This is a genomic window from Paenibacillus lignilyticus (genome assembly GCF_017942085.1).
In the GTDB taxonomy this organism is placed as follows: domain Bacteria; phylum Bacillota; class Bacilli; order Paenibacillales; family Paenibacillaceae; genus Paenibacillus_Z; species Paenibacillus_Z lignilyticus.
On the sequence record NZ_JAGKSP010000032.1, the window covers coordinates 24,121 to 38,570 of the forward strand.

The window sequence follows — 14,450 nt, forward strand, 5'->3', positions numbered from 1 at the left end:
GTTAGAAATCCCCCTTTCGGTTCATTCGGATAAGCAGGTAGATCAGATACGGCGCTCCGAGAATACCGGTGATGACGCCAACGGGAAACCGGGTCTCGAAAGCATACTGGCCGATCAAATCAGCCCCTAGAACCAAGATAACGCCGACCAGACCGGCAGGAATAACGGTTGAGTAGCCGACGCCGACCAACCGCTTCGCGATTGGGCCCGCCAGAAAAGCTACGAAAGCAATCGGGCCTGTCGTTGCGGTCGCTATGGCAATCAAGCAGACGGAGCTTAAGATCAGCAGAATGCGGGTTTTGTCCGTATGAATTCCCAGGGAAGAAGCCGATTGTTCACCGAGCTCGAGCAGGCTGAGGCGCTTGCCCAATAGCACGATAATCGGCGTACATACCAAAACCGTAGTCGCTAACGGCGGGAGTTCATCTAATTGGGAGCCGTTGAGGCTGCCGCTTAGCCATCGGAATGCCGCGGGAATGTCGTATTCGGCGCTTATTTTTAACAAGTAAGTAATGACGGACCCGAACATGGCATCAAGACCGATGCCGATCAGAACGAGCCGCCCAATCGAGAAGGTTTTTCGACGTGACAACAGATAGAGCAGCATCACCGAAGCTAAGCCTGCAAGGAAGGCCGAAATGGAAACGACCGCTTCGCTCGTATGAAGGAAGATGATGCAAAATACGGCCGCGACGCTGGAACTCGTGGTAATGCCCAATACGTCCGGATTCGCAAGCGGATTTCGAAGCATCGTCTGAAACGTATTGCCCGCTAATCCGAAAGCGAAGCCTGCCAGCAGTCCCGCCAGCATGCGCGGCAACCGGATTGTCTCCATGGTGAAGGTCAAGCCTTTGACTTCTTCGCCCAGCAGAACCCGTACGATGTCTTTTACCGGATAGATCGTATTGCCAAAATAAAGCATTGCGAAGCAAAGCAGGCAGGAAATGCCCCCGAGCAAGGAAGTAATCAGTACAAATCGGCGGTGCCTTAGACGCCTGCCCGCCATAATGAGGTTAATCGTCGTCGTATTCATCATAAGGATCGCACTTTCGATCGAATCGCCAGCAGGATGAGGATCGGAGCACCGACGAATGCGGTGACCATGCCGACCTCCAGCTCCCCGGGGCTGCCGAGGACTCTGCCGACGACGTCGGAGATTGTCAAGATAATGGCCCCGGCCAAGGCCGACATCGGAATAAGATAACGTTGATCCGGTCCGATCAACAGACGGATTACGTGGGTCGCGAGCAGTCCAATGAAGCCGATTGGCCCAGCGAGCGCAGTGACGGTACCGCAAAGTAAGACGCCTGCTATCGATGCAATGAGTCGTAAAACGCCCGTTCGCACGCCCAGTCCGCTCGCTGCCTCGTCGCCAAGCGCCAACGCATTGAGGGCTGCAGCCGATGCGATTGCAATGAGGATACCAATGATGAGAAAGGGCAAGAACGTCGTGATATCATGCCAATTCGCCGAACCGACGCTTCCCATCTGCCAGTACCGAAACCGGTCCATGACTTCGGTGCGCGGAATCATGATGGCGCTGATAAGCGAAGAAAGTGCGGCGCTTGTCGCCGCACCCGCTAACACGAGCTTGATAGGCGTAGGTCCGCCTCGCCCCAATGAACCGATGCCAAACACGAACACCGCGGTAATCGCCGCTCCTGCACAAGCCAGCGCAATATATTGGTTAGCCGTGCTGATATGGAAGAACGCGATTCCGCTAACGACGAACAATGCCGCGCCGGTATTGACCCCAAGCACGCTCGGATCGGCAATCGGATTGCGCGTGACCGCCTGCATGAGAGAACCTGCGATGCCAAGCGCCCCGCCGCAGCAGAGACTGAACACGGTTCGGGCGACGCGCTGGTGCATGACGCTGGCGCCGAACGAATCGGCGCCCGGGTTAAACAACCCGTCCATCATGTCCTTAATGCCGATAACCCGAGAGCCGAATGCCAGAGACGCCACGATGCATGCGCCGAGCGCGGCCAAGCCGATAATCAAGACGATCGCGAAGTGCGTGGGCACTGACGACTTTAGCTGCTTAGATACGGGCGAGATTAGATTAACCATTTGCCTTCTTGGCAGCCGCATCGATCAGTTTCAAGTATTCGTCGAGCGTATAAGAGATCGACAGCGGATTCGGATTGCCTGCAGCAGCCAGAGGCGTGTTGTCTTTGATCAACACGACGGAGCCTTTAGCGATTGCCGGAACTTTGCCGAGCAACGGATCAGCTTGGAGCTTCTTCAACAGAGCATCGTCCCCGTAAGTAACAATAAGGTCGGTATCGTTTAGGATGTCCGCGTTCTCGGCGCTAAGCTCGAAATAGAAGCTGTCCTTGGACACTTTGCTGAGGACGGTGTCCGAGTATTTCATGCCGAGCTCAACTAAGAAGTCGCCGCGAGGATCTCCGGGTGCATAAATCGAAATTTTCGACATGTCGTCCGGAGAAATGAATGCGAATAGAGCATTCTTGCCTTGAATGTCCGGATAAGCGCTTGCTTTTTCTTTAATGATGGCTTCCGTATCCTTAATGAGCTGATCGCCTTCCGCTTCCATGCCCATACCCATCGAATCGAACTTGATCATCTCTTGCCAGCTCGTAACCCAAGGGCTCTTCTGATAAGCGACTACCGGAGCGATCTTGCTCAATGTTTCGTAGTCTTCCTTCGTAAGACCGGAATAAGCGGCCAGAATGACGTCCGGCTTCGCGTCTGAAATGGCTTCGAAATCAAGACCATCTGTATCTTGGAAAATGTTAGGGGATGTTGCACCAAGCTCGTCGAGCTTCTTCTTCGTCCAAGGCAATAGGCCGCTGCCGTCCTGAACACCGTAGTTCGCCGCCGAGAATCCGACAGGCACGACGCCGAGCGCCAGAGCAACGTCTTGGTTCGCCCACGAGATTGTCGCGATACGTTCAGGTTTCTTCTCTAGTACCGTTTCGCCGAATGCATGCTTAATAGTAATCGGATATTGCTGCGTTGCTTCCTCGGAAGCAGTCTCTTCCGAAGCCGGCGCATTAGTCGCGACGTTCGAGTTCGTTGTCGAGGAATTCGTGGAATTCGCCGCGTTACTGTTGGTATTGCCGTTGCTGCCGCAGCCTGTTAGCGCGAGCATCAGCGTAAGTGAAGCGAGAAGAGTTGACACTACAAATTTGCGTTTGGATATCATTGGTATAACCCCATCCTATCATCAAGTAATGATAACGATTATCATTTTCAATATTATAAAATGGTTCTGAAGACCTGTCAATGGACGTTCACAGAATGTTCTCAGCTTAAAGCGGTTATTCGGAATCGTATCCGATGAAACGACCGCCAGACAGAATAAATTGATCGACAGCGGGGTGTGGAAAGCGATTCCCGCCGTTCAGTCCGGCCACGTCTATTGGTTGAACAGCAAGTTTAATTTCGACGATCCGATCACGCTCGATCGGCCGCCCGACGAGATCGTTTCCGTAATGAACAACAAATAAGCAGCTCCTCACAAACAAAGACCGGAACAACTCCCAACGGAGGCGTTCCGGTCTTTGGCGTATTAGGGCTGTAAGGAAGTATGAATCTCGACGACGTTGCTGTCGTAGCCGCTGCCGTTCCACACCGAGTAGGACAATTTGTCTCCTGAAGGGCTCCACGAGGAACTCACGGCGTTCTCGACGTCGACCGCGATGCGGGTCGCTTCATTGGACAGCAGATCGTGGACGTACAAGCCTTTGACCGTCGCGCCGCTTACCTCTGCCCGCATGCCGTACGCGATTAACCGCTGATCCGCCGACCAGGAGATTCCGCCAAGCTCCTCTCCTTCCGCGATGGTCTTCGCGTTCCCTCCATCCAGATCGCACAGCACAAGGTTCACTTTAGAGCCTTTATATTGCTTCACCAGCAGTTGCTTTCCGTCAGGCGAAGGAATGACGCCGCCCACGGAACCGAGCCCCATATCCTTGGTCTCCTTAGTATTCAGATTGAGCACCTTCAGCGCTTCATCCGCATTGGAGTTGTAATAGATGCTGTCGCCCAGCTTGGCTACGATTATCAATGCGCCTTCGTTTAATTCCTTAAGCGCGGCGATATCGCCTTTCGTGGTTGCCGTGTAAGCTCCGCCTGCATAAGAAGCTCCGATGATGCTGCCATCATCCGCCCACCCGGCGCTCACGGCTCCACCGATGGGTTCACCGGCCAGCCCGAACGACTTCAGCGTTTCCAGGTTCATGACATAATAAGCGGGATCGCCGAGCGTATACTCCTGGTAGATGAGATGTTTTCTGTCCGGAGACAAGCTGGCACCTCCCAAGAACGCGTTCTCCTGTTCTTTCAGCGGGACGAGCTCTCCTGTCTTCAGATTAAGTCGGTACAGGCTGCGCGGATAGGAATCCGCCAGCTCCTCCAGCTTCATTTTCGCTAAAGACTCGTTCTCCTTGGATACGATAACCGTATCCTCGTCCAGCCAGCCGAATATCTCCGTCTTCTCATACATCTTATAGTCGCCAACCGTAATGGCCGGTTCGGCTGTCGGTGTCTTGCTTTCGTTATCAATGACGGTGATGGTTTTCCCCGGTTCATGAATGACCTGACGGTTCCCTCCGTTATTTTCGCTGCAAGCGGTGATGGCAAGCAGCAGTGCGGGTACGCATGCCATGATGGCTATTTTGGTTTTGTTCAATGCGATCGCCTCCTTCAATGCTTACTCTACCAACCGAATATTGCGAAAGAACAACGAGTTATTTCCAAGTTGTAAACAATCTTATCGAGATTGACAAGGGAACGTTACTCGGAACGTCGTGCCGCTTCCATCCGACTTCACGATGGAGATGCTGCCTCCCTGCGTCTCTGCATACCGTTTCGCCAGCGACAGTCCCAATCCGGCGCCCCCATACTCCCTCGATCTGTTCTTATCCACCGTGTAAAACGCTTCAAAAATGCGATCCGCAACCTCTTCCGGAATGCCTATCCCCGTATCGGATATTTCGATGACAACCTGATTGTCCCTGACGAAGTTGCTTACGCGTATGCGGCCGTCTGTCCTGTTGTATTTGATGGCGTTGTCCAGCAGGTTCGCCAGGATAATATTCATATAATCCTTATCCGCTTCCATGTAGGCTTCGTGCAAATCCGTCTCAAGCGTGAGGCCGAACTTCTCCATTTTTCCCTTTAGAAAGGTCAGCGCCGACTCAATCGTACCCCGCACTTCAAGCCTTTCCTTGTTATATTCAAAATCGTATTTCTCCATCGCGGACAACTGCAGCACCTTCTCCACCATTTCGTAGAGCCTTTGCGTCTCTCCGGCGATATGGGTTTTGGCCGTGGCCAGCAGCTCCTCGTCGTCCGGATACATGTCGAGAAGATCGAGGTAGGCTTTAACGGAAGTCAGCGGCGTCTTGAACTCATGCGTGACATTGCCGATAAACTCCTTCTGCTGCCGATCAAGCTCGGATAGCTTGCGAACCGCAAGCGCCAGCTTCTCCCGCTCCTCGTCCTTATCTCGCATCGTGTCCCTGAGACGTTCGCTCATGGCGGCAATGCCCGCGCTGAGTTCCCCGAGCTCGTCCCTGCGTTTCATTGTCGGCACCGTAAACTGTCCCTCTCGGATACGGCTTACCGAATCATTCAGCCTAATGATGCTGCGAGCGAAGGAATTAAAAAATAAGTAAGCGAACAGGAAGCTGAGCACAAACACGCCCGCTCCGATATAGATAAACAATCGCCTGATTTCGTTGTAGAACGCTTGGTGGTCATGGAGGGAATAATAAAACTGGACGACGCCGACCTGCTCGCCGCCCGCGCGCAGCGGAGTCAAATAATACATGGACTCGCCTTCCACCAAATAAGCGGTCTTGTTCTCAAGCGCATACGCCAGCGTTTGCTTGATACTGAGAGAGGGAGGAGCGGCGGCCCTGCCGATGACGGAGCCGCCCCCATCGTACAGGACGACGGGCTGCCCGCTGATCAGCTCCAGTTGCTCGCTGAACGCCGCGCCTCTGGTCTTCAAGAATGTCTGGGGAACTTTATTGGACTGTTCCATAATGGATTGGATGAAATAAACGTTTGCCGTGTCGGCTTGCTGAGAGAGGAGTCCCTCCGCCTGCACGCGCTGATTCCGCTCAATTCCCTGCAAAACCAGCATGCTGAGCACGATTACGGTGAGCAACAAAATAGCGGCGAGGAACAGGCTGAATTTCAGCTTGATGCTAATTCTCATCGTGTCCTCCGGACGCCCTATACCCGATGCCATGCACGGTTTGGATGATGTCGCCGTAGTCGGGTCCCAGCTTCTTGCGCAGCCGCTGCACATGAATGTCGACCGTACGCGTGCCCCCGTAATAATCCATCCCCCACACCAGGTCGAGCAATTGCTCCCTCTCGTACACCCTGTCGGGATTGGCTGCCAGCAGCGCCAACAGATCGAATTCCTTGGGCGTCAGCTCCAGCTTGCGTTCTCCCGCCATTACCGTTCTTCTCGCAACATGCACATTCACTCCACCCAGTTGCACCTCTCTGGGCTTCTGCTCTCCGGCGGCCTGTATCCGTCTGAGCAGGGACTTGAGCCGCGCAAGCAGCTCCCGCATGTCAAAGGGTTTCGTCATATAGTCGTCGGCCCCAAGCTCCAGCCCGAGCACCTTGTTCACGATGTCTTCCTTGGCCGTCAGCATGATGACGCCAATTCCGCCTTTGTCCTGCAGCTTCTTCAGCACGTCGTAGCCGTCCATGCCGGGCAGCATCACATCCAGAATGATGGCGTCGGGACGAGTCTCGCCAAGCCGCTTCGCGGCAATATCTCCGCGATCGATGACCTCTACCTCGTATCCTTCGCGCTTTAAGGCATAGGAGATCGCATCCGCAATCGCTCTCTCGTCTTCGATGACCATGATCTTTGCTTGCATGGCATTAGCACCTGCCCCGTGTCGTTATCGTGTGCTTCCATTATAATGGCTTTGCGGCTGGAACGAAAATCCAACCTTGCTGCAGCGTGGCGTTCCGTGTTGGTTTGGGCGATTCAAATGTGCTAACATGTGCAATAACCAATCATCCGCGTTCGCTTAAGAAGGTGAGAACATGTCGATTCGCATCAGAATGCTGCTGTCTTTTTCAAGCATGCTTGTCATTAGTCTGTTGTTTATTCTGCTCACGGCCAGCCTCTATACGATCGCGGCCACGGGAGATCTGCAAAGCTTTCGCGATATATATAAAGCGCACTATCGGATTAACCCGCTTACGGAGCAGGGTGAATCGATTTTCCAAGAGCTGAAATTCGTTGCGAAGAACGATCCGGACAGCTTTCGGGACATGCCTCTTTTGCGTGAGTACGATTTCAAGCTTCGCGCGGAGAAAACCGGTCTTTACGTGAGGCGCGAGAGCAGTCAGCTATTCGAGTCTTTTACGTTTAACCAGCCGAACTTGGACCGGGCATTGCCGCCGTATGATCTCGACAACACCCAAATTCGCGGGACGTTCAACATTAACGAACGCTTCTACGCTTATGCGAAGTTTGACTTCCGTTATGCGGACGGAGCCAGAGGAAGCGTGTTCGTCATTCGGGAGCGCAGCCCTTTCGCGGATCTTACTCGCAGGCTGCTGCCCGTCCTGACTATTCTGCTCGTCTGTGTGCTCGTCATCGCGAACGTATTGCTGTATCGCTGGATTACGCGCAGCGTCGTCCGGCCGCTTCATCGGCTTAGAGGCTCCGCCGAACAGATCGAAGAAGGCAATTTGCAATTCGAGCTCGATCCGCCGTCGAAGGATGAAGTAGGCCGGCTCCAACAAGCGTTCGAGAACATGCGCGTGCAGCTGCAGCAATCGAATCGGCTTCGCTTACAGGACGAAGAGAACCGAAAAGAGTTGATTTCGAACATTTCCCATGATTTGCGGACTCCTTTAACCGATATCAGGGGCTATATCGAAGGCATTCGGGACGGCGTCGCCAATACCCCCGAGAAGATGAACGCCTATGTGAACATTATTCATGCGAAGGCGGCAAACATGGACCGGCTCGTGGAAGAACTTTTCCTCTATTCCAAGCTGGATTTCAAACAAGTGCCGTTTCATCTCGAGAAAATGAACATCGTCGAATTCATGGAAGATAGTATGGAGGAGCTGCGGTACGACCTGGAGGATAAAGGGGTCACATTGGCATGGAACAACGAGGCAGCAGCGCCCGTCATGGTCGAAGCGGACTTGGAAAAGTTAAAGCGAACCGTCATGAATATTATGGACAATGCGCTGAAGTATATGAACAAAGAACACAAACGCATGAGCATTTCCCTGCAGGCGGATCCCCAATGGGCGACCGTGACCTTCGAGGATAATGGACAAGGCATTGCCGAAGAAGCGCTGCCCCACATCTTCGAACGCTTCTATCGGGCGGAGTTATCGCGTAACTCGAAGACGGGCGGCAGCGGACTTGGACTTGCCATCGCACGTCAAATCGTCGAGGGGCACGGCGGAGAAATTCGGGCGGAGAGCAAGCCCGGCGAGGGAACGACCATCATCGTCAGACTAAGAAGAATACCGACGGAGGGAGGCGGCTTAGGCGATGGCACGAATTCTGATCATTGAGGATGAGACGACGATTGCCCAGCTGGAGCGCGATTATTTCGAGCTGAACGGCTTTGACGTCGATCTGTGCCATGACGGAGAAGAAGGACTACACAAAGCACTCGGCACGGACTACCATCTCGTCATTGTGGATTTAATGCTGCCAAGGCTCAATGGATACGAGGTATGCCGCCGAATTCGCGAAGCGAAAGAAGTGCCCATTCTCGTCGTGTCCGCCAAAACGGAAGAAATCGATAAGATTCGCTCTTTCAATTTAGGCGTGGACGATTATATCACGAAGCCATTCAGCCCGAGCGAGCTGGTCGCACGGGCGAAAGCCCATTTGACGCGATATGAGAGACTGCTGAGCAAAAACAAACTGGGGGATCCCGAAGAAATCGATATCCGCGGGCTTCATATCGACAAAGCCTCGCGCAGGGTTTATATCAGAGGCGTGGAAGTCGCGATTACGACGAAGGAATTCGATCTGCTTGTATTTCTGGCCAGTCATCCGAACCGGGTATTCGGCAAAACGGAGCTGTTCGAGCGAATCTGGGGCATGGACGCCAGCGGCGACATCGCGACGGTAACCGTTCATATCCGCAAATTGCGAGGCAAGCTTGAAGCGGATCCCTCCAATCCTCAATATATCGAGACCGTGTGGGGCGCGGGATACCGATTTACGGTATAACGAAGTAGCACGGCTCGCATTTTCGCAAAAGATTAGATTCTGTTTAGATTTTGTTAATAACTTTAACCCAGAAAGTTTCATTCTGTCTTCTATGCTAGAGGTACGTTTAAGCAACGACCCTAGAGGAGGAACGATGAATGAAACCAATCATGAAGAAAGTGTTTACGCTTCTGGCTGCGACTGCCATAGGAGCGACGACTGTACCGCATACGGCTCTGCTTGCGCAAGCCGCTTCCAGCCCGGAGAAAGTCGCCGCGGCGTTATCGCAATTGACGAACCAAGAGATTCAAGCCGCGATCGCGGAGTTGAATAAGCTTGGCATCATGCATGGCGATGCCAGCGGCGAGATGGGTACAAATCGACCGCTTACCCGAGCGGAACTGGCGGCATTGCTCGTCCGTGAATTCGGTTTGGATGATCAATCGGCGCTTCCGGCAACGATCGCGGATGCCAGCCCGAATGCTTGGTTCTACGCCGATACGGCCAAAGTCGTAGGCTTGGGCATCATGCAAACGGACAACGGCGCCTTTCATCCGAAAGGAACCGTGTCGGGCGAGGAATTGGCTCAAACCGTGTCCAAAGCGTTAAAGCGCGATATCAAATCGGTTCAACATTGGATGAGCTCCGTCGCTTCCCCCGGCAACGCGATATTGCGCGGCGAGACGGCGTATGTGCTTCAAATGGCGCATAAAGCATTGCCTTCCGATCATGCGAAGCCGACTAGCATCCGATCGCTCAATGCAATCACGTTGATCGTCACGTTCGATAAGCCGTTGACGACAGCCAATGAAGCTTTTGATATAGCCAAGACCGATTTCGTCTTTACCCATGGATTAACGCTTACGAATATGCCTCGATTGAAAACGGGTTCCGTCGCCACTTATATCGTACCGACCTCCGTTCAACAAACCGGTGCGACATACGATCTTGCATACAAAGGACAAGCTGCAGGCTCGTTCGTCGGCAAAGGCACGAAAATCGGCATGACGGAGGCGCGCCAGGTGACGAACGATACTTTCGAAATCGAGGCCTTGAAGGCGAACGGGATCGTGGACTACGGTTATATTATCTCCGCCTACAGCGGCGGTCGCGGCGCGAATGCTTTCGTATTGGACGATCATGAACAAGCCGGCGGCAAGACGTACCAGATCATTTCGTCCATGCAGGCCAGACAAGTGACGGTTACTCCGGAAGGCGGATCACCAATGGTGGCGAAATACGTGCCTTTCACGCAGTCGACCGACGGCAAACAAGAGTCTAAATTCCGTTTGCCTGAAGGCCAAGTCCTGACTCCAGGCGTCACCTATACGGTCACTTCCGATTGGGCTAACCTTGCGCACGCGACATTCGTCGCGAAGACGGTCGAACCGTTGGAATTGGCAGGCGCGACGGCGGTCAGCGAGACTTCGATTGAAGTGACGTTGGCGCAAGATCCGCAGGACGAGTTGTTCTCGGGCCGCAGCGTCGTCCTGATGGCTCCTAACGGAGATCAAACCATTGCGACCTACAAGTATTCCAGCCGTAAAGACGCCGTCGGCGTGTTCGATTTGGCGAACGGCGCAAAGTTAACCAAAGCGACGACATACACCGTCAAGCCGATCGGCGACTGGTCGAAGGCCTCGGGCGTCGTATCCCTAAAGACGCAATAATCTCAGCAGCCGTTATCATAGAGGATCATCATGATGATGGATGGGCGACTCTGCTCGAAGCAATTGTCCATGACGACAGCCTCATGACCGAGAGCCGGTATCGTATATACGATGCCGGCTCTATTTTTATGGAAAGATCCGTATGGATTAAAATCAATTCCTCTTCTTGATTCAAAGAGCACAAATTAATAACCGTAACAGTCTAGTCAAGATCAAAACGCAAATAAGCACAACGCCATATGAACAATGTACTTTTTTCACCGAAAAGCATATTCACCCAAGCCTACTAAATTGTCGAAATTTGTAAAATTTATGTATAATAATTCAAATACTCCTGATATACTTATTGAAAACTATTCTAGAATTTATTGTACGACTACACAGCATCAGATTAAGGGGATATTAAATGTTAATTATCCATAAGTTTTTTGCTTATATTCAGAAGCTTTGGTATGCACCATTCACCATTTATTTGATCGGAATAATCTACGTCCAAGGTGCCTTCTCTCCTTTTCTTTCGGAAGGTTTTATTTTCAATAAAATCTTTTACGTTACTCCTGTATCTTATTATCTCTACATTACAAATGGGATTATGGTTTCCGCGTGTATAGCCGTCTCTCTCATCTTGGGGCATATATGGGTTAATATGTTGGGTTCCAATATTATTAGATTAATAAATAAAATCAACAGAAAGTGGAGGTTAATGTGCTTCACAACCCTTTGTTTAACTTTTCTCATCTTAATTGCGTATGTGCAATCTATAATAGTAAAATGGGATACCTCTATTGATGCACGATTCGTTTACGCACCAATATATAGTTCATCCTTTTTTGTCACATTTCTATTCTTTCAATTTTTTCAGATCAACAGAAATTCTCTTCAACTGCAGATAGAACGTCCATTCTGGATTTTATACTTCTGCGTTATAGCAACCATTATATTGGTTTCAACTATCTATTTAAATGGACTTTACTCGCAAGGCCAAATCGTCAATGCATACAGACATGAAAAATCAGGCTTACAACTGATGAATGTAACAGTCGAGGACAATCGACAAATTCAACTACTACGATTCGATATTAATACTAACTTTATTATCGGGTACGATATTTCAGTTAAAAAAATGCTTATTATTCCAAAAGATAAAGTCAGATCGATTGAAACATTTAAAACTAATTATCAACAAGATAAAAGTAAGTATAATCCCGTTTCTCCGCAGTATGCAGAAGACAAGCAGGTCATTGCACCAATTGACGCTTTCTACAAGTACCGGATGGCAAAGCACAAAGACGACAAGGATACTAAACAATATTTGTCCTATTTTACGATAGGTTATACATACAACTACATGAATGGCATTACGGGAGTTTCCTCCTACATACTAACAAACAAAATGAATCATGAGAGTTACCGAGATAGAAGCGTCACCGAGTTTTACGGGTATGTCTGCTCCAATCCTGAGAGCGAACCATCTCGAAAAGGAGATGCGACCAATATCACTTATCGAAAAGTTTATGTCAAAGAAATGTGGACAGGCCAAAACTACAACTTGGTCTTTACACTTAAAAGCAGCGATAAACAAATCTGGAAAATTGATAACATAGAGGAAACCAGTTTCTCATTCGATCAATAAGGTTTGTCCATTCAGATGACACTTGGCTCTAAAACTGCTTTCATAAATGGGCATGCAAAGCAGCTAATCGTGGCTCTCAAGATTACAAACAACTCCATCTATGTACCGCTCCGATTTATTGGAGAAGCTCTTGGAAGGAACGTAAGCTGGGATTACATGAGTTCGTCCGTCAATATCGGTCGGGTAAGAGTCTGAATGGAGATAGGGCGGACATTTCTAACCTCAAGTCATTGAGGCATCGACGACGACAAACACGGCCTATCGCGCAAGGCGAAGAAGCTCGCAGTGCTTCCGCCCCAATTTAATATAAGGTATAATTTTCTATTATTATCCGAAAAGGGGATAGCACTGTGAGGGTCAAGTTGGAGGGCATTACGATTTTGGCCGATGATGTCGCATCGTTGGCAAGCTTCTATAAAAATGTGATCGGATTTCAAGCGGCTGTCGAAGAGGACCATTACGTGGCGCTGGTGAACGACGGCGTTCGACTTGCATTCTGCTCGAGGTCTTTAATGGCGGAAAACACGAATAACCATCCATCTTTCCTCAACCATCGCCAAGGCCAAGCTTTCGAGCTCAATTTCGAGTGCGATTCTCCCGAGGCGGTGCATGTGCTGTTTGAACAATACGTCGCGCAAGGCGCCGTGCCGATTACCGAGCCGACACTCCAGCCTTGGGGACACACGGCCTGCTTCTTCGCCGATCCCGAGGACAATATCCATTCGCTTTTTGCGGTTAATCCGGCTTAATGGGTAAGATACGCACCAAGGCGTATAGCCCACTTGGTGATGTGTTCAATGAAAAAAACTCAAGGCCGCCACACGACGGCCTTGAGTTTTTTGCTAAACCTATCAGAAAGTAAACGTTTGGAGCCCTGCCTGCCACTTAATTTAAACAAATCAGGGTAGATTTCTTTGGCCAATTTCTCCATACCATCAATCGTATTATAGCTATAGCCGAACAAATAGTTATAATCTACAACATAAATTGCTTATTCTTAACGGCTTTCATGCTCGATAACTTCGGGTTGGCATAGATATCTTCTCTTACTTTATTGAGATCCGTTTCGTCCCATTTAGGCAAGATCAAAATGTCCGGATCTGTAGCAATCAGCGTTTCGACGCTGACGTCTCCTTTTTCATTCACGAATACATTATCTAACTTGATCATGCTAAAAGCATTGTTAAAGAAGGATTCGTTACTTGCCGGATACACATACAACTCTTTCGGATCGTTCGTGTGCAAATAAGCGAACGTATTATGATCTTGAATGCCTTCCAATTTGGCATTAATAGCAGCCTGCTTATCTTTCAGTTCTTGGATGAACTGATCCGCTTTTTCCTTCACATGGAAGACTTTCCCGACGTTTGCGATATCCTTATAGATAGAATCGTAAGTACCGGCTGTAATCGATGACTCCAGCACATACGTATTGATCTTCATATCATTGAGTACATTAACCGTTCCTGTTCCCCAGTCCTGATTCGCGAACAAGCCGCCTCGGCCGAATACAAAATCCGGATTTGTACCCAGGGTTACTTCTTTACCGACATAATCTTTACTCAAGATGTTCAATTTCGCGTATCCCGTCTCTACCGATGGGTCGGGTACTCCGAAGTTAGCCCCTACCCCTACGATCTTGTCACCCAATCCTAAATGGAGTAACAGTTCCGCCGCCGGACGCGTATTGGCCATGCTTTAATCCTTCGCATCTGGGGTAAAAAGAAAGCAATATATCTAATGAGACTAGGAGGGAACGCGCTTGGGTTTCATTCTCGTCTATTTCGTCATCGTCCTTGCGGTTGTTGAAATTTCCGCCATCCTAATGCGCGCTACGGGGTTAAATCGCGACATTTCCCGTTTTCAGGTCATCTCTTTGCTGACAAGTACAGGCTACACGACCAAAGAATCCGAGCTGATCAGCAATCACCCCATACGTCGCCGAATC

General features: G+C 50.5%; 14 protein-coding genes and 1 pseudogene. 8 read left to right on the plus strand and 7 right to left on the minus strand.

Annotated features, from left to right (window positions below; all coding sequences use genetic code 11):
* Position 1: 1 nt before the first annotated feature.
* The 3 genes from I8J30_RS31255 to I8J30_RS31265 are packed head-to-tail and all read right to left on the minus strand — an operon-like array spanning position 2 to position 3,172.
* Positions 2–1,033 carry a FecCD family ABC transporter permease gene (locus I8J30_RS31255; RefSeq protein ID WP_420831266.1) on the minus strand — a complete coding sequence of 344 codons (1,032 nt, stop codon included), beginning with the start codon at positions 1,031–1,033 and terminating at the stop codon, positions 2–4.
* Positions 1,033–2,073 carry a FecCD family ABC transporter permease gene (locus tag I8J30_RS31260; RefSeq protein WP_210664279.1) on the minus strand — a complete coding sequence of 347 codons (1,041 nt, stop codon included), beginning with the start codon at positions 2,071–2,073 and terminating at the stop codon, positions 1,033–1,035. Before I8J30_RS31260 ends, I8J30_RS31255 begins: the two co-directional genes overlap by 1 nt.
* Positions 2,066–3,172: an iron-siderophore ABC transporter substrate-binding protein gene (locus tag I8J30_RS31265; protein ID WP_210664280.1), complete on the minus strand. Its 1,107-nt coding sequence runs from the start codon at positions 3,170–3,172 to the stop codon at positions 2,066–2,068. The genes I8J30_RS31260 and I8J30_RS31265 overlap by 8 nt, the downstream gene beginning before the upstream one ends.
* A gap of 175 nt (positions 3,173–3,347) precedes the next feature.
* Between I8J30_RS31265 and I8J30_RS33835 the strand changes: the two genes are divergently transcribed.
* Positions 3,348–3,476 (plus strand): hypothetical protein, encoded by a 129-nt coding sequence (locus I8J30_RS33835; RefSeq protein WP_276316201.1) that lies wholly within the window; start codon positions 3,348–3,350, stop codon positions 3,474–3,476.
* Between the two features lie 62 nt (positions 3,477–3,538).
* Here the strand turns inward: I8J30_RS33835 and I8J30_RS31275 are convergent, their stop codons facing one another.
* The 3 genes from I8J30_RS31275 to I8J30_RS31285 all read right to left on the minus strand — a co-directional run bounded on the left by I8J30_RS31275 (position 3,539) and on the right by I8J30_RS31285 (position 6,878).
* Entirely contained in the window at positions 3,539–4,660 is a 1,122-nt protein-coding gene (locus I8J30_RS31275) for a TolB family protein (protein WP_210664281.1), read from the minus strand.
* A gap of 81 nt (positions 4,661–4,741) precedes the next feature.
* A complete protein-coding gene (locus tag I8J30_RS31280) occupies positions 4,742–6,196 on the minus strand; it encodes a sensor histidine kinase (RefSeq protein ID WP_210664282.1) in 1,455 nt (484 codons plus the stop codon).
* Positions 6,186–6,878, minus strand: coding sequence for a response regulator transcription factor (locus tag I8J30_RS31285; protein ID WP_210664283.1), 693 nt, complete (start codon positions 6,876–6,878; stop codon positions 6,186–6,188). Before I8J30_RS31285 ends, I8J30_RS31280 begins: the two co-directional genes overlap by 11 nt.
* Positions 6,879–7,050: 172 nt before the next feature.
* Between I8J30_RS31285 and I8J30_RS31290 the strand changes: the two genes are divergently transcribed.
* The 6 genes from I8J30_RS31290 to I8J30_RS31315 all read left to right on the plus strand — a co-directional run bounded on the left by I8J30_RS31290 (position 7,051) and on the right by I8J30_RS31315 (position 13,251).
* Entirely contained in the window at positions 7,051–8,550 is a 1,500-nt protein-coding gene (locus I8J30_RS31290; RefSeq protein ID WP_210664284.1) for a sensor histidine kinase, read from the plus strand.
* On the plus strand, positions 8,528–9,220 hold the full coding sequence (locus I8J30_RS31295; protein WP_210664285.1) for a response regulator transcription factor: 693 nt from the start codon (positions 8,528–8,530) through the stop codon (positions 9,218–9,220). Before I8J30_RS31290 ends, I8J30_RS31295 begins: the two co-directional genes overlap by 23 nt.
* Before the next feature lie 137 nt (positions 9,221–9,357).
* Positions 9,358–10,869: an S-layer homology domain-containing protein gene (locus I8J30_RS31300; protein ID WP_210664286.1), complete on the plus strand. Its 1,512-nt coding sequence runs from the start codon at positions 9,358–9,360 to the stop codon at positions 10,867–10,869.
* 406 nt (positions 10,870–11,275) lie between these two features.
* Positions 11,276–12,502 carry a hypothetical protein gene (locus I8J30_RS31305; protein ID WP_210664287.1) on the plus strand — a complete coding sequence of 409 codons (1,227 nt, stop codon included), beginning with the start codon at positions 11,276–11,278 and terminating at the stop codon, positions 12,500–12,502.
* A 15-nt stretch (positions 12,503–12,517) separates the two neighbouring features.
* Entirely contained in the window at positions 12,518–12,697 is a 180-nt protein-coding gene (locus tag I8J30_RS34340; protein WP_210664288.1) for a copper amine oxidase N-terminal domain-containing protein, read from the plus strand.
* A gap of 155 nt (positions 12,698–12,852) precedes the next feature.
* Positions 12,853–13,251, plus strand: a complete 399-nt coding sequence (locus I8J30_RS31315) for a VOC family protein (RefSeq protein ID WP_210664289.1) — start codon at positions 12,853–12,855, stop codon at positions 13,249–13,251.
* Positions 13,252–13,477: 226 nt separating this feature from the next.
* Here I8J30_RS31315 and I8J30_RS31320 read toward each other — a convergent pair whose 3' ends face one another.
* A complete protein-coding gene (locus I8J30_RS31320) occupies positions 13,478–14,197 on the minus strand; it encodes an ABC transporter substrate-binding protein (RefSeq protein WP_240548519.1) in 720 nt (239 codons plus the stop codon).
* A gap of 67 nt (positions 14,198–14,264) precedes the next feature.
* On the opposite strand from I8J30_RS31320, the pseudogene I8J30_RS31325 reads away from it, so the two are divergent.
* Positions 14,265–14,450 (plus strand): annotated as a pseudogene (locus tag I8J30_RS31325) (hypothetical protein); the annotation flags it as partial.

Coding starts and splice junctions, on each gene's coding strand:
- I8J30_RS31280 (WP_210664282.1), bottom strand. CDS start 6,196: ATGAGAATTAGCATCAAGCTGAAATTCAGCCTGTTCCTCGCCGCTATT.
- I8J30_RS34340 (WP_210664288.1), top strand. CDS start 12,518: ATGACACTTGGCTCTAAAACTGCTTTCATAAATGGGCATGCAAAGCAG.
- I8J30_RS31305 (WP_210664287.1), top strand. CDS start 11,276: ATGTTAATTATCCATAAGTTTTTTGCTTATATTCAGAAGCTTTGGTAT.
- I8J30_RS31300 (WP_210664286.1), top strand. CDS start 9,358: ATGAAACCAATCATGAAGAAAGTGTTTACGCTTCTGGCTGCGACTGCC.
- I8J30_RS31290 (WP_210664284.1), top strand. CDS start 7,051: ATGTCGATTCGCATCAGAATGCTGCTGTCTTTTTCAAGCATGCTTGTC.
- I8J30_RS31260 (WP_210664279.1), bottom strand. CDS start 2,073: ATGGTTAATCTAATCTCGCCCGTATCTAAGCAGCTAAAGTCGTCAGTG.
- I8J30_RS31320 (WP_240548519.1), bottom strand. CDS start 14,197: ATGGCCAATACGCGTCCGGCGGCGGAACTGTTACTCCATTTAGGATTG.
- I8J30_RS31295 (WP_210664285.1), top strand. CDS start 8,528: ATGGCACGAATTCTGATCATTGAGGATGAGACGACGATTGCCCAGCTG.
- I8J30_RS31255 (WP_420831266.1), bottom strand. CDS start 1,033: ATGAATACGACGACGATTAACCTCATTATGGCGGGCAGGCGTCTAAGG.
- I8J30_RS31265 (WP_210664280.1), bottom strand. CDS start 3,172: ATGATATCCAAACGCAAATTTGTAGTGTCAACTCTTCTCGCTTCACTT.
- I8J30_RS31285 (WP_210664283.1), bottom strand. CDS start 6,878: ATGCAAGCAAAGATCATGGTCATCGAAGACGAGAGAGCGATTGCGGAT.